Raw genomic sequence first — 20,905 nt, 5'->3', positions numbered from 1 at the left:
TAAATCAAGATTTTACTTGCTGATGTTGAATTTGAGATTCGAGAATTGCTCCATAAAGCGGACTAATTCGCATCAATTCCTCATGGGTTCCTTGGGCTACCAATTGACCTTTATCGATTAATAAAATGCGATCAGCATTTTTGACTGTACTAATGCGTTGGGCTACCACAAAGGTGACACAAGCTTTTTGCTGCATTAAATTATCTAGTTCGGCTTGAATTTGGGTGGCTGTTTTAGCATCCACCGCAGAGGTACTATCATCCAAAATCAGAATACTGTAATCGGTAAGTAAGGTGCGGGCGATCGCAATCCGTTGCTTTTGTCCGCCAGATAAACCAACACCCCGTTCACCGACAATTGTGTTGTAGCCATCGGGCAAGCCGATCACAAAATCATGAATCTGGGCAGTTTTCGCCACTTCTATGACCTGTTCTATACTGGCATTGGGTTTGGCGTAGGCAATATTGTCGCGGATAGTCCCAGAGAATAAGGTGCTTTCTTGAAAGACTATACCAATATGCGATCGCAAACTTTGGAGCGTAAAATCTCGCACATCGCGCCCATCAATGCGAATCGCGCCCCCAGTCACATCATAAAAGCGGGCAATCAAGTTCATAATTGTGCTTTTACCGGAACCTGTCATTCCTAGAACTGCGATGAGTTCTTTGGGCTTAGTTTCAAAAGATACATTTTTTAGGGCTTCTGTAGTAGCTCCCGGATAGCGAAAGGAAACGTTTTCAAAGGTAATGCGGCCACCGCAAGTATCAAATAACATCGCATTTGGGCGATCGCGGATTTCCACGGCAGCATCCACTATTTCAAACACTCGTGTCGCTGAGGCTGCGGCTTGAGCGATCGCTGGGGCAGCAAAGCCGATTAATAATATTGGTTGAAAAATTAACACTAAGTATGAGTTGAACGCTACTAGTTCCCCAATGGAAAAACTATTACCAATTACCTGTATACCTCCATAGCCAAAAACTGCCAGCGTTACCAAATTACTCAGTAAAAAGATAAACGGGAATGTATTGCGAATCGCACGAATTGTCTGCATATTGGCGGTGACGAGGACATCATTTAAGGTGGTGTAACGCGATTTTTCCGCAGACTCACGCACAAATGCTTTTACTACCCGTATCCCTAGCAGGTTTTCTTGCAAAACCGCATTCAAATTACCCAACTGCTGTTGGATTTGCCCAAACAGTCGGTTATTGCGATTCACAAAGCTTGCCATCAACCATGCAGATATCGGGACTACCGACAAGGTAATTAAAGCCAATTGCCAATTCATGATGAGCAGAATCGCAGCAATACTCACCAATGTTACTAATCCCCCAATCACTTGAATCAAGCTAGTCCCCACAAAGGTGCGGATTTGCTCAATATCACTGGTGACACGGGTTAATAATTGGGAAGTCTGCGACTGATCATGATAGCTAAAACTCAGATTTTGAATTTTGCTGAAAATTTTGTTGCGTAAATCATAAGCCACACCTTGAGATGCTGCTTCTGCTAAATAGCTTTGACCAAAGTTAAACAAACCCCGTGCGATCGCTGCCACTACCATCCAAGCCGCACTATAAAGTACTATTTGTAAATTGCGCGGTGCAATACCTTGATCAATTCCCCAACGAAATAATTGCGGTGTCACAGCATTGGCAACTGTTAACAATAAAACACTAATCAAAGCTCCCAAAGAAGTCCAACGGTAATTGCCTAAGCTCTTTAACACTCGCCCAATTGAGCGCATCGGCGAATTTTGCCGCATTTCTGGTTGTTGCACCAATTGTCCTCACCTCAAATTAGTACTCACAAATGACTGAAATAGAGTTTCGGGTGGGGGTGTAAGGTTTGAATTTCACCCTTGCGTAATCATAAACCACACCAGCAAAGTATGAAATTACTCTGAGGACTGACACAAATTGAGTTGTTGAGATAGGGTATCAGAATTTTGAACACCTACACTTCTACGGGGAAGTCAAAAATTCTCTGATTTGTGACTTTTAATTTTTAACTTTTGACTTAATTTCACCCCATGTTCCATGCCGTCACCACAGGTAATTGCACTGCAACAGTAGTACCAGCTGCGGTATCAGAATGAATAGATAATTCCCCACCATGAGCATGAAGAATGCGTTTAGAAATTGCTAATCCCAACCCTGTTCCGTTAGATTTGGTGGAGAAGAATGGCTGAGTTAGTTGTGCAAGAATTTCGGGCGGAATTGGCTCGCCACCATTACAAACATTAATCCTAACTTGATCCAAAGATGAATTTTTTACTTCCCAGATAATCACATCTCCAGGATAAACTGCCTCACAAGCATTACGCACAATATTAATAAATACTTGTTTGAGCTTATCTTGATCACCCAAAATTTTTATTGGGTTTGGGCTGGGAATAAATTTAATTTCCCGTTCTAATGCTTCTGGCATTTCCCAAATTAATTTCAGCAACTCTCGAATCAAGTCATTTATCTCTAATTCATCCAGTTGCAATACTTGAGGTTTCGCATACAGCAAAATTTCACTCAACAAGTTTTCTAAGCGAGAGGCTTCACCTAATGCTAAAGATAATCGCTCTTGTGCTGCTGGGTTTAAACTAGTCTTTTGGAAATATTTTAATCCCATGAGCATTGTTGTCAGAGGATTGCGAATTTCATGCACAATCATGGCAGCAAATTCACCAATTGCTGCTAGACGTTCTTGTTCGACTAGTTTGGCTTGGGCAGTTCGCAGTTCAACAGTACGTTTTTCTACTTCTGATTCTAAAATTTGATTAAATTCGCACTGTTGTTGGTAGAGATAATAATTATCTATGGCTGTAGCTGCGCGTTCGGCAAATACTTCAGCTACTTGAATTTCTTCTTGAGTAAATGCTCTGTGCTGGCGATGAAACGAGCAGATTGTACCAATGACTTTTCCTTCGGCTGTTTTTAAAGGTATACCTAAATAAGCACAATAACCTTCAGGAATCTGCCCATACTCTGGATTCTTGACTGCATCTTCTACAGCCAAAGGACGACCAATTTCGATGACTGTGCCAGTGAGTAAACCATGTAGTGAATAGACATGCTCACCCTCGCCCATGTCAATACTACTGGCTAGTACTTTCTCAAAGCCTTTTTGGCAAACGGTCACTACTGACCAATCAATTTCTAATAATTCGCTGACTCCACAGGCAATGCTTTGTAGGTAGCTAGATAGTTCTCCAGAGCGATAGTTCAAACAAGATAAAAATGCGATCGCTCGTCTTTCGCGCTGCCATAGTTGTTTTTGCAACAAACTTGTTTTACCATCAGCTTTGCTCATATATGCCTGTTGCAGAAGTTAATATTTTTTTATAATCATTAATCCTAAGTTCAAAACTTTTGCCAGGGATACTTCTGGTTTTTTAGAATAATTTAATAACTTTGGATTTTGATTTTATCAATCTAAACAATACTATAATTGCTCTCTTAAACACTAGAGATTTATATTTTTTTTACTATTTTAATAAATTTTAATATTATCTAAAATTGGACATTAAACGACCAAGTAAAATAGTTTACTCCTTATTGAGAATAACTATTTTTTATCACAAGTATAGAAGTTAATTTTAGGTTAATATCCGTTAAAAACTAGCTAACCAATAATAATTTATTTTTTGAATGGCTGGAATACAAACTCAGACAAATTTTCATGTCTTGACTTGTAATAACTATTGATATAGCAGTCCTAAATCATTTGTGAAATTTCTATATCTCTTTCTTCTTTCTTCGCTTTGCGTCCTACCCTTCGGGAAGCCACTTCGTGTCTAGGCGTTCTTGGCGGTTCGTTTCCTTATCTATGTTTTTCACGATTCATTTAGGATTGCTATATGTCGAATAATTATCAAACCCTAATTTAGCCAAAATTACAATGCAATAGTTATTGCAGCAAATAACATCATTTTAAACATACCATGCTCCCAGAATAAAACTCAAGTAAATCGATGAAATGGCAGATTAAAAGGAGTTTTCAGAATAATAAAAGTTATGGCAAGGTAACGCGATCAGAGTTCATCTGATGCTTATCTGTAATCATGCGTAATTAAATTTTTTCATCAAGAAAAAACAGTATTTATACTGGGTACAATTGTAAAAAATAAAGCGTATTTTTGATATATATGATACTCATTACATCACTAAACAAGGCAACTCTGAATCAGTTAAGTACAAAAGTGATTTTGAGTGCCTAGAAAACTGACTCAATATTTATGCGTGGGTATTTAGTGTGAAGACAAAATTTATAATTAGCCATACACACAAGCATCAAATGATTTGTAAACCGCGCATAACAACACTGAATCCTTTAACCTTCGGGTTTGTTATTGCCGCGGTATTGTGTAATTATCATCAGGCATACGCCCAAACAACCAATCCGCAAAGTTTACCACCAGGAAGGATAGAAGAAATTCCAGTTACGCCCTTACCATCAGATGCGCTACCACAGCCATCAGAACAAGAGCCATTACTTCCGCCTGTGGAATTACCTGATCAACCAACAACAGGAGAAGATAATCCTAATATTAAATTCCGGGTGGAGCGTATTGAAGTTGTTGGCAGTACAGTATTTACACCAAAAGATTTTGCACCGATTACAGCTTCTTTTGTGGGGCGCGAAGTATCCTTTGCAGAGTTATTACAAGTCAAAGAAGCTATTAGCAAGTTCTACACCGATAAAGGCTATGTCACTACTGGGGCTTTAATTTCACCGCAAACACTAGATGCCGGAGTCGTCAAAATTCAGGTAGTTGAAGGTAGTTTGCAAGAAATCAAAGTCGTGGGTAATCGACGATTGAATAGTAACTACATTCGCGATCGCATTCGTATAGGTGCAGGAAAACCCCTGAATGTACCACACTTACTAGAAAAACTACAATTACTCCGCCTCGATCCACGCATTAAAAACCTTTCTGCGGAATTGCAAACTGGTACAACTCCTGGAACCAATATCTTACGCGTCGAAGTTCAAGAAGCCGACACCTTCACAGGATCACTCAGCTTGGATAACGGGCGATCGCCTAGCGTTGGCAGTTTTCGGCGGGGTATAGATGTCCAAGAGGCCAATCTATTAGGCCTAGGGGATACCTTGAGTGTGGGCTATACCAACACCAATGGTAGTAATACAATTGCCGCTAGTTACACATTGCCTGTGAATGCTTATAACGGTGCTTTATCGTTTAGTGTTAATCAAGGCTGGAACAACGTTATTGAAGAACCTTTCAGCGTTCTGGATATTCAATCAAATAGCACCGCTTACGAATTCGGATTTCGTCAACCATTACTGCAAAAACCAACCCAAGAATTAGCCGTAGGGGTATCATTCTCCCGCCAAGAAAGTCAAACAATCATTGGTCTAGATAATATTGGTGGCTTTCCTTTATCTCCAGGATCTGATGAGAATGGGAGAACCAAAATTTCTGCCTTGCGCTTTACCCAAGAGTATACCCACCGCAGCAGTACACAAGTTTTCGCCGCGCGATCGCAATTTAGTTTGGGAGTTGATTGGTTTGGAGCTAGTGTGAGTGACGAGGCTCCCGATAGCCGCTTTTTTAGTTGGCGAGGACAAGCACAGTGGGTGAGACAATTTGCTCCAGATACCTTGTTCTTAACTAGGGCTGATTTACAACTAGCCGCAAATAACCTAGTACCTTTAGAGCAATTTGGATTAGGTGGACAGTTAAGCGTGCGGGGTTATCGCCAAGATACATTACTCACAGATAGCGGCTTCTTGTTTTCTTCAGAATTTCGTTTTCCAATTGTACGTGCTAACAAAATCCAAGGAGTTTTACAACTAGCACCATTTGTTGATGTCGGCCAAGGCTGGAATAACAAGGGTAATAATCCCTCCACCAATACCTTAGTCGGTGCGGGGTTTGGGCTGTTATGGAAACAAGGAAATAACTTTTCTGCCCGTTTAGATTGGGGTATTCCTATCATATCTGTGGAGGGCGATAAGCGATCGCTCCAAGAAAACGGATTGTATTTCTCTATGCAATACTCACTGTTTTAATCAAAGTGATTAATTAATTCCTTTGATGGGGAATCCTAAAATTTAGGCAATTGGAAATTGTGGGTATCAAGAGCGAACTAAAATATGAACACAAGTCTAGTTGGGAGTGGGATAGGATTAGCGATTATTCTCCTATGGAGTAATGCTGCCAATGCCGATGTGACAACTGATGGCACACTCGGCACCGAAATTTCTCAACCAAGCAGCAATAGCTTTGATATTACTAAAGGTACCCAGAATGGAAGTAACCTTTTTCATAGCTTCGGTCAATTTTCCATACCTAACGGTACTACTGTCACGTTCCAAAATCCTACCAGTGTACAAAACATCTTCGCCCGTGTCACAGGTGGTAGTTTATCAGAAATAGATGGCATAATCAAAGCCCAAGGTAGCGCCAATTTATTTCTACTGAATCCTGCGGGGATTTTGTTTGGGGCTAATGCTCAACTAAATATTGGTGGTTCTTTTGTTGGGACAAGCGCAGATAGCATTGTATTTGCAGATGGGTTGAAATTTAGCGCCACCAATACCACATCACCAGCCTTATTAACTATGAGTGTTCCCGTTGGTTTGCAACTTGGCAGCAATCCAGGGGCGATTACCGTTCAAGGAGCCGGACACATGGCCGATTTCCAGGCATCAACTCAAATATCTGGACTCAACGTCGGCACAAGAGGATTACAAGTAAAATCTGGCAACACCCTAGCATTAGTGGGTGGGAATGTTGCCTTAGATGGCGGCTTGCTCTCCGCACCAGGCGGACAAATAGAACTGGGTAGCATCAGTAATGCTAATGTTACTCTCAATTCCACTTCCCAAGGATTTACCCTGAGTTACCCCAAGACTGCGAGTTTTGGTGATATTACCCTTACCCAACGTGCTTTAGCATCTACACGGGATCTCAGCCTAGAAAATGGCGGATCTATCAACATTCAAGGGAGGCAGGTAAGTATCCGTGATGGTTCTTTAGTATTTGTCCAAAATCGTAGTAACCAAGCTGCGGGTGACATTGTTGTGAATGCTACAGAAGCATTGAATATTATTGGTAAGTCCTCTGATTTTAAAAGTTCTAGCAGTTTAGTCAATGACACCCGATCTTCTGCGGCAGCAGGGCATATCATTGTAAATACCCCGAAGTTAAATATTGATCAAGGTGGTTACATCTTAAACCGCACATTTAGCGCCGCCACTGGGGGCAACATTATCATCAATAGTGATGCAACCCATGTCAATGGGTTTGCACAGGGTGATCCTCTTGCTTTTCGAGCCGTGAGCCAGATATTAGCCGCTTCTTTTGGTGCAGGAAAAGGCGGAGATATTTCCATTACCACTCAAGATTTATCTGTTTCAGCCGGAGGCAATATAGCAGCTAGACCTTATTTATCAGGTAAAGGCGGCGACCTTAATATCAAGGCAGATACAATCCAAGTACTAGGTGCAGGAACGCCAAAGGGTAGTTATTTTAGTTTAGTTTCTGCTGCCACATTCGGGCCTGGTGATGCTGGTAATTTGAACATTGAAACCCGTAAATTGTCTGTTCAAGGTGGTGGTAGAGTATCGGCTTCAAGCATAATTTTAGGCAATGCAGGTTCATTAACTATCAATGCCTCAGAATCAATTGATGTGAGTGGGATGAAACCTGGAGAAACCCCCAGTTATATTGGTAGTGCTGTTCTGCCTGTCAACGCTTTTAGTAAAATTTCCCGTGCCAATGCCGGTAACACGACTATTAACGCTCCCACTGTGAACGTTTCTGATGGGGCAACGATTTTTGTTCAAAATACTGGCTCTGGCACAGCTGGTAATCTGATCATCAATGCCAATGCCCTGACACTTAAAAATGGTGGCAACCTTTTAGCCTCCACAAAAGCAGGTGAAGGCGGTAATATCAACCTGCAACTGCGAGATTTATTACTCATGCGTTATGGTGGCTTTATTAGTGCAGAAGCAGGTGGTACTGGCAATGGTGGCAATATTATTATTAATGCTCCAGTTATAGTTGGGCTAGAAAATAGTGACATTATTGCCAATGCCGTAGAAGGAAAGGGTGGGAATATTAGCATTACAACTCAAGGCATTATTGGTTTAAAATTCCGCGATACCCTGACACCCAGAAAAGATTTGACCAATGATATTACAGCCAGTTCCGCATTTAATGTCAATGGTACAGTCGCAATTAACAATGTTGGTGTTGACCCCAATTCAGGTTTAGTCGAATTACCGGCAAATGTCAGTGATCCATCGCAGCAAATAGCGAGTGGTTGTGCTGCGAATACAGGTAGTAGTTTTGTGGCCATTGGTCGGGGTGGTGTACCACAAAATCCGACGCAGGAAATTAGGAGCGATCGCACCTGGTCAGACATTCGAGATATCTCTGCATTCCACACCACAAAACCAGTCAAAGCCCAAACAGCAAAATCTCCAGAAACACTTGTCCAAGCTACCTCTTGGCGACGTAACGCCCAAGGCAAAATTGAATTAATTGCCAATCAATCTTCTAGTCAGGTACAACCAAAATTAACCTGTGCTGCTCTACCCCAAGATTAATTAATGTTACGGAAATTATCAAGTTGGGAACAATAAATACGGTATAAAAAACAAGAAATAAGTTAATGAAATTAACTTTTGTTGGGTTTGGCTGTCTTGGTGCAATCTGTATCTGGGCTGTTTGCAACAATGGTGTTCACGCACAAGTAACTCCTGATAACACTCTCAATACATCTGTAGATACTAGTAGCAATAGTTACACTATTAAGAATGGCACTCGTGTCGGCAACAATTTATTTCATAGCTTTAGTCAGTTCTCTATCCTGCAAGGTGTCACTGCATCATTTGACAATGCTACTGATATTCAAAATATTTTTAGTCGAGTCACTGGTGGTGAGATGTCCACAATTGATGGTTCAATTAGTGCCAAGGGTAGTGCCAATTTATTTTTAATCAACCCTGCCGGAATTATCTTTGGCAAGAATGCCAGTTTAAGTATTGGTGGTTCTTTTGTAGCGACAACTGCCAATAGCATTAAATTTGATGATGGCAACGTGTTCAGCACCGACATAACTAAATCCCCTCTTTTAACCATGAAGGTACCGATTGGTTTGCAACTGGGAAGCAATGCCGGAGCCATCCAAGTACAAGGAAAACTAGAAGTTCCTACTGGTAAAACTTTGGCTTTGGTTGGTAGTCAAATTGATCTGACAAAAGCCAGCCTAATAGCCCCCGATGGGTATGTAGAGTTGTGGGCGGTACGAAATGCTGACATCAAGATGGACAATTCAACTGGATGGCAATTAACAAGTTCTGCGGCTACGGCTGACTGGGATACGATTACTTTGCAGCAAGATTCATTAGTCGATGCAAGTGGAATAAATGGTGGGGAAATCTACGTACAAGGAAGGGGATTGACCTTAAAGGATGGGTCAAGTATTCGATCTAATACTTCGTCTGGCCAGGGTAGAGGAATTATTGTCAAAACCACAGAATTTGTTGACTTATTGGGAGCTTCTAGCCCAGGACAAATTGGTCGTGGTTTGGCAACATTGATAAATAGTGGAGCCACAGGCCGAGCTGGAGATATAAAGATTGAAACTAAGTACTTACGAATGACTAATGGAGCTAGGCTTCAATCTACAACCTCTGGCAATAACTCTAGATCGGGAGACATAAATATCCAAGCTACAGATATAGAACTTTTTGGAGCCAACCCATTTGCGACTCCTTTTGGCGTTTACTTACCTACTGACATTACTACAATAATTCAGGGTGGCAACAATAATCAGGCTGGCAACATTACCATTGAAGCTGCTCGAATTCGTACTACGAATGGTGGTGTAATCAGTTCCGATATTTTAAACATTGTGAACCGTAAATTAACCGCTACGGGCAGAACTGGGAATATTTCAATCCGGGCTACCGAGAGTTTTGAAATTGCAGGTGGAACACCAACTTTGCGTTCTGGAGTTACGACTTCAGTACAGCCATCGGGTGCAGGTCAAGGAGGAAATATCGCTATTGAGACTGGACAGTTACGACTCAGCAATGGGGGAGCCATCCGCAGTACCTTAGCGGGAAATGGTACTGCTGGAAATATCATTATCCAAGCTAAAGATGTGGCTGTCAGCGACCCAGTGATCGAGCCTTTGAGTCAGTTAGTCAGTGGCATCAATACTTCTGTGGGTAAAAATATAGTTGGTTCTGGTGGCACAATCAACTTAACAGCAGATAATTTAAAAGTCTTCAACGGTGGTCAAATTACTTCCTCCACACAAGGTCAAGGCAATGCTGGCAGTATTAACTTACAAGTAAAAAATATTGATGTACAGGGTGTATCTCAACCCTTAAGAAATGGTCAGATTTTACCCAGTAGCATCACTGCATCTTCGACAACTAACTTTGCAGCAGGATCTGTGAATATTAAATCTGATACGGTGCGCGTGCAGAACCATGCTCAAATCACCGTCAGTAATACAGGTACAGGCGATGCTGGAAATCTCAATCTCAATGCTCGCCAGATTGTCTTGAATAATGGCGCTAGTCTACGTTCCGAAGTCAATGGAGGCGGTCAAGGGAATATTCAACTGCAAGCAAAAGATGTGTTGTTGCTGCGATATGGCAGTAAAATTAGTGCCAATGCCAGTGGTAATTCTACTGGAGGTAACATTAATATCAATGCACCCATCATCGTTGGTTTAGAAGACAGCGATATTATTGCCAATGCAGTTCAAGGTCGTGGCGGCAATATTCTCATCACAACTCAAGGAATTATCGGTTTAGAATATCGTTCACAATTAACACCAGAAAACGATATTACTGCCAGTTCGCAGTTTGGTGTGAATGGGACAGTTGCAGTCAATAATGTTGGTGTTGACCCCAATTCAGGTTTAGTAGAGTTACCAGCAAATGTTACCGATCAATCGCAGCAAATAGCGAATACTTGTGATGGCAATCAAGGTAGTAGTTTTGTTGCTACAGGACGCGGTGGAATACCACAAAATCCGACACAGGAGATTAATAGCGATCGCACCTGGTCAGACATTCGTGATATCTCTGCATTAAATACCACAAAACCAACACAAGCACAAATACCAAAAAATTCAGAAACACTTGTGCAAGCCACCTCTTGGCGACGTAATCCTCAAGGCAAAGTTGAATTAATTGCCGATAAATCTTCTGTGAATTTAGCACCATCATTAACTTGTGCTGCTATTCATAAAAGCTGAAAAAAACTCACCATAACATTACATAGCCAACCCAATCACAAAATTTACCTTGGGAAAACTAGACACAAGGTGATAATTACAAGTTTGGTTGATGAAAGTAACTTTTGCTAACTTCGGTTTAATTGGTGCAGTTTATCTCTTGGCTATTGGTAACAGCCATGTTCAGGCAGAAGTCAAACCTGATGGTACTCTCGGCACTGCTGTGTCTGGAAGTAATAGTTACAACATTACTGGCGGGACTGCGGTTGGCAACAATTTATTTCATAGCTTTAGTCAATTCTCTATTCCTACAGGTGGTTCTGCAACCTTTAGCAGTAATTCTGGCATCCAAAACATTTTTAGTCGGGTGACTGGTGGTAATGTTTCTGATATTAATGGTTCCATCACAACTAATAGCGGTGTAAATCTGTTTTTGCTCAACCCGGCGGGGATTATCTTTGGAGCCAATGCTCGTTTAAACGTTGGTGGTTCTTTTATCGGCACAACTGCAAATAGCATCAAATTTGCTGATGGTAATGAGTTTAGCAGCAACACAACAATTTCTCCTGTGTTAACCATGAGCATCCCCATTGGTTTACAGATGGGGCAGAATCCAGCAGCAATCAAAGTTCAAGCCTCTACAACCCCACTGCAAGTCCCTAAAAACAAAACCTTAGCATTAGTTGGCGGAGATATTTTGATAGATGGCCGTACTCTTTCCACTCCTCAAGGACGGATTGCAATCGGTGCTGTTGATGATGGAACTGTCAGCCTCATTCCCAATAATTTAGGTTGGAGTCTTGGTTATCAAGATGTGCAGAATTTTCGGGATATTACTCTGTCTAAGCAGTCTCTACTTTCCACAGGTGGAAATGGGGAAATTAACATCTGGGGTGCTAATTTAACCTTGAGTGGTGGTTCTCGTGTATCAGTGCAGAATACCACCAATATTGCCACTCCCGGCAAAATTTCTGTTCATACATCGAAACTACTTACAATCACTGGTGATAATACTGCGGGAAGTACAACTAGTGCGATTAGGGCAGGCGCTATTGGCACTGGAATGGTTGCCAATATGGAAATATTTACACAAGACTTGATTGCTAATAATGGCGGCATAATTTTGACAAACAATTCTGGTGCTTCTGTAGGCGGAGGTAATATTACAGTTAATGCCTCTAGAACAATTCAAGTAGCCGGAGTAGGAAAAAGACCAAGTAATCGTAGTGGTATTTCTGGCTTGACTTTTTCTTCTGGGAAAGGTGGAAATGTGAATGTTTCCACAAATCAGTTAGTAATTTTGGATGGTGCTGTGGTGACAACTTCCACACTCGCTAAAGGTACGGCGGGAAATGTAACAGTCAACGCCGCAGAGTCTATTAACTTATCTGGATTTGAAACAGCTTCAACTAATTTTGCCCCTAGTTCCCTGAGTTCTTCAACTTTGAATGCTGGTAATTCAGGTAACTTAATTGTGAATACGGCTAAATTGTCAGTTAATCATGGGGCAAGAGTTGAAGCTTCTTCTTATGCTAGTGGTAATGCTGGCAATGTGATTCTCAATGCTTTTGAATCAGTGGAAGTTGCTGGTAAGCCAGCACAATCTTTCTTAATTCCGAGTTTTATCGGTTCATCAACTGTGCAGCAAGCGGGTTCATCAAGAGTTTTAACTGGTAATAGTGGAGATGTGCATATTACAACCCAGCAGTTAAGGGTGGCTGATGGTGGATTAGTTAATGTCAGAAATGATGGCACAGGTAATGCGGGAAAAGTAGGCATCGATGCTAATTTTGTGATGTTAGATACTCAAGGTGCTATTATTGCTACGACTAAAATCGGCGAAGGAGGTAATATAGCTGTTAGTGCTAATACCTTATTGATGCGCCATAATAGTGCCATCAATGCTACATCCGGCAGTGTAGGTAATGGCGGTAACATTACTATCAACGCACCCATTATTTTGGCTTTAGAAAACAGTGATATTGTGGCTAATGCGGTAAAAGGCAGAGGTGGAAATATTGCTATCACAACTCACGGAATTTTCGGGTTGAAATATAGTCCCCAACTAACACTAGAAAGTGATATTACTGCCAGTTCACAATTAGGGGTAAATGGTACAGTGGAAGTTAATACTGTAGGTGTTGACCCCAATTCAGGTTTAGTGGAATTACCTGTGAATGTTAGTGATCCATCGCAAAAAATCACTACAGGATGTGCAGACACCTATGGTAGTAGTTTTGTCGCCACAGGAAAAGGTGGGATACCGCAAAATCCGACGCAGGAATTGAGGAGCGATCGCACCTGGTCAGACATTCGAGATATCTCTGCATTCCACACCACAAAACCAGTCAAAGCCCAAACAGCAAAATCTCCCGAAACTCTTGTGCAAGCTACTTCTTGGCGACTTAATGCCCAAGGCAAAATTGAACTGATTGCAGCTAAATCTCCTTCTCAGGTGCAACCCTCATTAACCTGTACGGCTGTTCCCAAAAATTAATCGATGTTAAAAACAATACTAAATTGGGAAAAATAAAACACTGAATAAAAAATAAGAACTAGGTTAATGAAACTAACGCTTGCTGGGTTTGGTTTCCTGGGTGCAATCTGCATATCTGTTATTTATAACAGTGGTGTTTATGCCGAAGTAAAGCCTGATAACACTCTCAACACTGCTGTGAGTGGTAGTAGTAATTACACCATCACCGATGGCACTCGTGTTGGCAATAATTTATTTCATAGCTTCAGCCAATTCTCTATTCCTATAAATGGCTCTGCATCATTCGATAATGCTACTGATATTCAAAATATTTTTAGTCGGGTGACTGGCGGTGATGTTTCCAAAATCAATGGTTCCATCAGTGCCAAAGGGAATGCCAATTTATTTTTACTTAACCCAGCAGGCATTATTTTTGGTGCTAGTGCCAGCTTAAATATTGGTGGTTCATTTGTCGGGACAACTGCCAATAGTATTAAATTTCCTAATGGCATTGAGTTTAGTGCAGTCAATGTTTCAGGTACTCCATTATTAACAATGAGTGCGCCTATTGGCTTGCAAATGGGTAGTAATCCACAGCCCATAACAGTTCAAGGTACAGGTTATGCCCTAAAAGCTGACAGTAGCCTCAGCCCCATTACTCAAAATCCTAGTTCCTCCCAACTGATGGTAAAGCCAGGAAAAACGTTGGCTTTGGTAGGCGGTAACATAAATCTCACCGGAGCAACCTTGAACGCACCTCAAGGACGAGTGGAATTGGGAAGTTTAAGCGGAGTCGGACTGGTCAGTTTGAACCCCATTGCCCAAGGCTATCAGTTGGGTTACGAGAGTGGACAAAGCTTTGCAGATATTCACCTCAGCCAAAAATCCTTGCTAACGATAGGAGCATTACCAAGTGTAGGGGCATTTAATGCTGGTTCAGTGCAGTTGCAGGGAAAGCACATTCAAATCAGCGATGGTTCAATCATATTTTCCAAAAATCTAGGAAATGTTGCTGGGGGTGAAATTTTTTTACAGGCTTCAGAAGGGATTGATATTGTTGGTACAACAGCCAATGCCCAGATTCGTAGTGGTATCCGTTCTGAAGGGTTGAATACTGGTACAGGTTCATCCATCCATATCATTACTCCCCAGTTAAGCATCTCACAAGGTGCCGGAGTCAACAATAATGCTTTTGGATTGGCTGGCAGTGGTGCAAGTGGGAATATTCAGATTGATGCTGGAACAGTCGAGTTATCTGGTTTCGCTCCCATCAACCCCACAGGAGTAACCTCTCTAACTACATCTACCCGAACTGCTAAGTCAGCAGGCAATCTTTCTATTAATACTAATAATCTAGTGGTTTCTGGGGGAGCAGCTATTGCTTCAGTCACATTTGCGACTGGTTCCACAGGGCAAGTAACCATCCGCAGTAAGAATACGACTGTCACAGGAGACAATCCAACAGGACTCTATAGCAATATTGGTGCAATCACCTATGGTACCGGCAATGCCCAAACCTTGACGTTGGATACAAACCGATTACAATTGCTCAATGGCGGAGTGGTTGCAACTACGTCCTTCTTGATTGGTCAAGCTGGAAATTTGCACATTAACGCCACGGAATCGATTTTAATTGATGGGCATAGCCAGGTTAACAATAGCAGTATTAACTCAGCTGTCCTTTACCCTCCAGCATTAATCCAAAAGCTTTTCAAGTTGCCAAATGTTCTGTCAGCGAATGCCGGAACTGTGAATGTAACAACCCCGAATTTGATGCTGACCAATGGCGGTGCAGTCAGTGTAACCAACCAGGGTAAAGGTGATGGAGGTAACATCAATATCATCGCAAATAATATCCAATTAAAAAATCAAAGCTTAATTCAAGCACAAACCAAATCTGGCAATGGTGGTAACATTAATTTGCAAACTAGGAGTTTATTACTACTGCGCGATAATAGTCAAATTACCTCAACAGCAAGCGGTAACGGTAACGGAGGTAATATTAACATCAATGCACCCATCCTTGTGGGATTAGAAAATAGTGACATTATTGCCAACGCCGTACAAGGAAAGGGTGGAAATATTGCCATTACAACTCAAGGCATTATTGGTTTAAAATTCCGCGATACCCTGACACCCAGAAAAGACTTGACCAACGATATTACAGCCAGTTCCGCATTTAATGTCAATGGTACAGTCGCAATTAACAATGTTGGTGTTGACCCCAATTCAGGTTTAGTCGAATTACCTGCCAATGTCAGTGATCCATCGCAGCAAATAGCGAGTGGTTGTTCCGCTAATCCCAGTAGTAGTTTTGTCGCCACAGGACGAGGTGGAATACCACAAAATCCGACGCAGGAGATCAGGAGCGATCGCACTTGGTCAGACATCCGCGATATCTCTGCATTCCACACCACACAACCAGTCAAAGCCCAAACAGCAAAATCTCCAGAAACACTTGTCCAAGCTACCTCTTGGCGACGTAACGCCCAAGGCAAAATTGAATTAATTGCCAATCAATCTTCTAGTCAGGTACAACCAAAATTAACCTGTGCTGCTCTACCCACAAATTAATTTTTTATATATTTTAAATTATCAAATGACAAATAAAAACGTAGCATTACGTAAAATCAGTCAAGATTGGAAATTTATTGATGAATCGGAATTAGAAGACTTTGTTTGGGATAACTTGGAAGAACTTTTTGGGCTAAAACCATTGGCGAGACAGTTATCTGTTAAAGGGGAAATTTGTGACATTTTAGCAATAGCAGCAAATAATCAATTAACTATTATTGAATTAAAAAACACAGAAGATAGATATGTAATTAATCAGTCAACACGATATTATGAGACTTTATTAGAAGAAAAACCTTTGAATACTCATATTAATTATGATGTTCCTATTCGTTTGTTTGCTATCTGTCCGAGTTTTCACAGGCATAATTTAATTGATGACAAATACAGCAAATTAGATTTTGACCTATTCACTTTTTTTATAAAAAATGAAAATAATGATTTTAATTTTTATTTGACTCACAGTATTACCCAAATTAAACCAAAAGTTATAAAAATTAATTATCAAGAAGTTAATTTCCAAAATCAACCCCAAGATAATATTCCTGAACCACCAAGATTACTATTAGATTGGTTAGGGACTTTAACACAAACGGAAAGAGAAAATTTAACAAAAATTAGAAATCAAATATTAAGCTTCGACTCCAGAATAGAAGAGATGATAGTAAATAAAAGCGTTATATATGCAAGTAAATACGGTAAAGACAAGATCAGGCAATGTGCAGAGTTATGTTTTGATAAAAAATCGAGAAAAATACTATTATTTCTCTGGTTAATGATACCCAGTCGCCAAAATAAAACTATTGCCAGAATGCAGATTGATACACTAGATGATTACTTAACATATTGGCGATATATTCCTTTAAAAGAAGGAAGTATATCTAGGGAAAAACTGTCTTATCTTAGTATTGATTATACATTCTATAGTGTTCCAGGAAATTCACAAAACTTTCTTTCTTTCGCCAGAAATGGTAACTCAATGTTTAGAAAACTAGATAAGGACAATATTACTCATCTTAAAAGTAGACGGCTAATATTTAAAGAATCAGCAAATGGAGAGATTGTTGTTGATTCGATCCAACATATAGTTAATCAAGCATTAACTATATGGTTAGACAAAATTAGTTGAAATAATCATCTTTAAAAAACATCAAGATAATAACATTTTTTTAACTTCGGATAAAGATACCGAAACACTATCTTTTTCTTCTTCTTTAGCTTCTCGTAAATCTTTTAAATCTTCTAAATCCTCCAGCAATTCCTGAACTTTTAAAAACTCCTCATAAGGTAAAACGGCAAATTGCTTTTGACCATCTTTTGTTAAAAATTCAGGATGTAATTCAATCATTTTTACAACTCCTTTTACTCATAAGCTTTACTGCGATGCTTCACCCTATATATCATGATAGTCTGTTCTTCTAATTCAAACAAAACTCGATAATCACCTACTCTCAAACGATATTCTGGCGTAAAGTTGGTTAAGCGTTTGACATCTCCCTGTAAGTCATCTTGCATCGCTTCAATTTTACTGATGATGCGTTCTCTAATATCTACAGGAAATTTCTCTAAATCTTTAATTGCTTTGGGCTTAAATTCTATTTGGTACTGCACATACTTAACTCTCTTGAAATATATTAGGGTGAGCCATGAAGACTCACCCTAGTTAAACTATACCAACAAAGCTTCCTCCTCCTTACTAATCACCCGCCCTTCATCCTCAAAACCGGCGATTTGATCAAAGTTCAAATACCGATATAAATTATCAGCAAAAGGATGAATTTTATTCGCCACAATATCAAGATATTCCTGTACTGTGGGAATGCGACCTAATAACGCGCAAACTGCGGCTAATTCGGCTGAACCTAAATACACTCTTGCGCCTTTACCCATGCGGTTATTGAAGTTGCGGGTAGAGGTGGAAAATACAGTTGTGCCGTCAGCAACTCGCGCCTGATTTCCCATACATAAACTGCATCCTGGCATTTCTGTTCTCGCGCCGGCTGCACCAAAAATACTGTATACACCTTCTTCTTTTAACTGGTGTTCATCCATGCGGGTTGGTGGTGCTATCCACAGGCGAGTTTTGACTTCTCCTGCACCTTCTAAAACTTTGGCTGTGGCGCGATAATGACCGATGTTTGTCATACAAGAACCAAGGAAAACTTCTTGTACTGGATCATTAGCAACTTCCGATAATAATTTAACATTATCGGGGTCGTTTGGAGCAGCTACAATTGGTTCTGTGATTTTGTTCAAATCAATTTCAATGACTGCGGCATATTCTGCATCTGCGTCGGCTTCTAGTAATACAGGATTTGCTAACCATGCTTCCATTTGGGCGACGCGGCGCATAATTGTACGCGCATCTTGATAGCCTCTGGCTACCATGTTCTTTAACAGGGCAATGTTGGAACGCAGATATTCAGCAATTGTTTCTTGACTGAGTTTAATGGTGCAGCCTGCACAGGAACGTTCGGCGGAAGCGTCTGTTAATTCAAAGGCTTGTTCGACTTTTAAATCTGGTAAGCCTTCCATTTCTAAAATTCTGCCGGAGAAGATGTTTTTCTTGTTCTCTTTCTCGACGGTTAGCAAACCTTTTTGAATGGCAACGTAAGGAATAGCGTTAACAATATCTCTTAAGGTAATTCCTGGTTGCAATTCTCCTTTGAATCTTACCAACACTGATTCTGGCATATCCAAAGGCATGACACCCAACGCGCCAGCAAAGGCGACTAAACCGGAACCGGCGGGGAAGGAAATACCTAAGGGGAAGCGGGTGTGAGAGTCGCCACCTGTACCGACGGTATCGGGTAACAGCATTCGGTTTAGCCATGAGTGGATGATACCATCGCCGGGACGTAGGGCGACACCAGCGCGGGAAGAGAAGAAGTCGGGGAGTTCGTGGTGGGTTTTGATGTCTACGGGTTTGGGATAGGCGGCGGTGTGACAGAAACTTTGCATGACTAAGTCTGCACTGAAGCCTAGACAAGCGAGTTCTTTGAGTTCGTCGCGGGTCATGGGGCCTGTGGTATCTTGAGAACCAACGGTGGTCATGATGGGTTCGCAAGATGTACCGGGGCGCACACCAGGTAAACCGCAAGCTTTACCGACCATTTTTTGGGCGAGGGTGTAGCCTTTACCTGTGTCGGCTGGTTGTTGGGGACGGATAAACAGGGTGCTGGGTTCTAAGCCTAATGCTTGGCGGGTTTTGTCGGTGAGGGTACGTCCGATAAGTAGGGGGATGCGTCCACCAGCGCGGACTTCATCAAGAATGGTGTCGGGTTTAAGGGTGAAGGTGGAAATAACTTCGCCGTCTTCGTTGGTAATTTCACCTCTGTAGGGATAGATGGTAATTACCATGCCGGTTTCGAGTTTGGTGACATCGCATTGTATGGGCAAAGCACCGGCATCTTCTGCTGTGTTGAAAAAGATAGGAGCGATCGCACCACCTAAAATATAACCCCCAGCACGTTTGTTGGGAACAAAGGGGATATCTTGTCCTGTATGCCATAACACGGAGTTAATAGCCGACTTCCGCGATGAACCAGTCCCGACAACATCCCCGACATACGCCACGGGATGTCCTTTTTTCTTCAACTCGGCAATAGTTTCTAAGCTTCCGGGTTGCCGTGACTCTAACATAGCCAAGGCGTGGAGGGGAATATCTGGGCGGGTGGTGGCGTGGGTGGCTGGTGATAAGTCGTCGGTGTTGGTTTCACCAGGGACTTTAAACACAGTGACGTTAATATATTCTGGGAGTTTGGGACGGACAGTAAACCATTCCGCCTCAGCCCAGGAATTAACTACCTGCTTGGCGTAGGGGTTAGTTTTGGATAGTTCCAAAACATCATGGAAGGCATCATACACCAATAAAGTTTTGCTGAGGGCGGCGGCGGCGTATGCTGCAATGGGTTCTTTACCTTCACCACCCATTACCAACGGTGTTTCAGAGGAGTCTGATACCGATGTGGTGGCAAATTGCAGTAACTCAATTAAAGATTGAACATTGTAGCCACCTACCATTGTTCCCAGTAATTCTACAGCTTCGATGGGGGAAATGATGGGGCTTTTAACTTCTTTTTTGGCAATGGCGGTAAGGAACCCAGCTTTTACGTAAGCGGCGGGATCAACTCCGGGGGGGACGCGATCGCGCAATAAATGTAATAATGTTTCTTCTTCACCCTTGGGCGGATTTTTCAGTAATTCACATAATTCTGAGGTTTGCTTCGCATCCAACGGTAAAGGGGGAATTCCTAATGCTGCCCTTTCGGCGACTTGTTGACGATATTCTTCTAGCATTGTTGTATTCTCCGTTGGGATGTTCTTCCCTTAATTATGAATTATTTTTAGGCGAGACTTGGCTATAAAAGTTTACCCTATTTTATAGTTGAAAGCCTTACTGGTAATTGATCATCGATAATTTTGACTAATACTTAAATGATAGTTTTGCGTATTAGTTCTAATTGAAGATATTTTACTGAGTGCGATCGCTATGGCATTTCTATTTTATACGTGAACAATAAAGACAAGGAGGGCAAGGTAGACAAGGAAGAGAGAGGTTTGTAAATTATTGAGGATTGCTATATTCTTCGGTGATAAATTGTTATCTTGATGATTGACAAGA

General features: G+C 41.3%; 11 protein-coding genes. 6 read left to right on the top strand and 5 right to left on the bottom strand.

The genetic code is table 11. The features are described 5' to 3' along the window. Positions 1-4: 4 nt before the first annotated feature. Positions 5-1,750, bottom strand: coding sequence for an ABC transporter ATP-binding protein (locus tag H6G75_RS00910; RefSeq protein WP_190978299.1), 1,746 nt, complete (start codon positions 1,748-1,750; stop codon positions 5-7). Between the two features lie 278 nt (positions 1,751-2,028). Further along, positions 2,029-3,309: a GAF domain-containing sensor histidine kinase gene (locus H6G75_RS00905; protein WP_190978129.1), complete on the bottom strand. Its 1,281-nt coding sequence runs from the start codon at positions 3,307-3,309 to the stop codon at positions 2,029-2,031. Between the two features lie 984 nt (positions 3,310-4,293). On the opposite strand from H6G75_RS00905, the gene H6G75_RS00900 reads away from it, so the two are divergent. The 6 genes from H6G75_RS00900 to H6G75_RS00875 all read left to right on the top strand — a co-directional run bounded on the left by H6G75_RS00900 (position 4,294) and on the right by H6G75_RS00875 (position 17,410). Further along, the gene (locus H6G75_RS00900; protein WP_190978128.1) at positions 4,294-6,033 is read left to right on the top strand and encodes a ShlB/FhaC/HecB family hemolysin secretion/activation protein; all 1,740 of its coding nucleotides are present in this window, start codon (positions 4,294-4,296) and stop codon (positions 6,031-6,033) included. A gap of 84 nt (positions 6,034-6,117) precedes the next feature. Next, positions 6,118-8,580: an S-layer family protein gene (locus tag H6G75_RS00895; protein ID WP_190978127.1), complete on the top strand. Its 2,463-nt coding sequence runs from the start codon at positions 6,118-6,120 to the stop codon at positions 8,578-8,580. 65 nt (positions 8,581-8,645) lie between these two features. Beyond that, positions 8,646-11,252, top strand: a complete 2,607-nt coding sequence (locus H6G75_RS00890) for an S-layer family protein (RefSeq protein WP_190978126.1) — start codon at positions 8,646-8,648, stop codon at positions 11,250-11,252. A 91-nt stretch (positions 11,253-11,343) separates the two neighbouring features. Continuing rightward, positions 11,344-13,728, top strand: a complete 2,385-nt coding sequence (locus tag H6G75_RS00885; protein ID WP_190978125.1) for a filamentous hemagglutinin N-terminal domain-containing protein — start codon at positions 11,344-11,346, stop codon at positions 13,726-13,728. Between the two features lie 66 nt (positions 13,729-13,794). After that, positions 13,795-16,281: an S-layer family protein gene (locus H6G75_RS00880; protein WP_190978124.1), complete on the top strand. Its 2,487-nt coding sequence runs from the start codon at positions 13,795-13,797 to the stop codon at positions 16,279-16,281. A gap of 25 nt (positions 16,282-16,306) precedes the next feature. Beyond that, the gene (locus H6G75_RS00875; protein ID WP_190978123.1) at positions 16,307-17,410 is read left to right on the top strand and encodes an endonuclease NucS; all 1,104 of its coding nucleotides are present in this window, start codon (positions 16,307-16,309) and stop codon (positions 17,408-17,410) included. 21 nt (positions 17,411-17,431) lie between these two features. On the opposite strand, the gene H6G75_RS00870 is transcribed toward H6G75_RS00875, so the two are convergent. The 3 genes from H6G75_RS00870 to acnB are packed head-to-tail and all read right to left on the bottom strand — an operon-like array spanning position 17,432 to position 20,580. After that, positions 17,432-17,629: a type II toxin-antitoxin system Phd/YefM family antitoxin gene (locus H6G75_RS00870; protein WP_190968723.1), complete on the bottom strand. Its 198-nt coding sequence runs from the start codon at positions 17,627-17,629 to the stop codon at positions 17,432-17,434. Positions 17,630-17,643: 14 nt separating this feature from the next. Next, positions 17,644-17,892: a type II toxin-antitoxin system RelE/ParE family toxin gene (locus H6G75_RS00865; RefSeq protein WP_190471851.1), complete on the bottom strand. Its 249-nt coding sequence runs from the start codon at positions 17,890-17,892 to the stop codon at positions 17,644-17,646. A 57-nt stretch (positions 17,893-17,949) separates the two neighbouring features. Next, the gene (acnB, locus tag H6G75_RS00860; RefSeq protein ID WP_190978122.1) at positions 17,950-20,580 is read right to left on the bottom strand and encodes a bifunctional aconitate hydratase 2/2-methylisocitrate dehydratase; all 2,631 of its coding nucleotides are present in this window, start codon (positions 20,578-20,580) and stop codon (positions 17,950-17,952) included. Positions 20,581-20,905: the final 325 nt, after the last annotated feature.

It is taken from the genome of Nostoc sp. FACHB-280, from assembly GCF_014697615.1.
Taxonomy (GTDB): domain Bacteria; phylum Cyanobacteriota; class Cyanobacteriia; order Cyanobacteriales; family Nostocaceae; genus Nostoc_B.
Note: the sequence above shows the minus strand (reverse complement) of the source record. Positions and strands in the feature narration are given on the sequence as shown.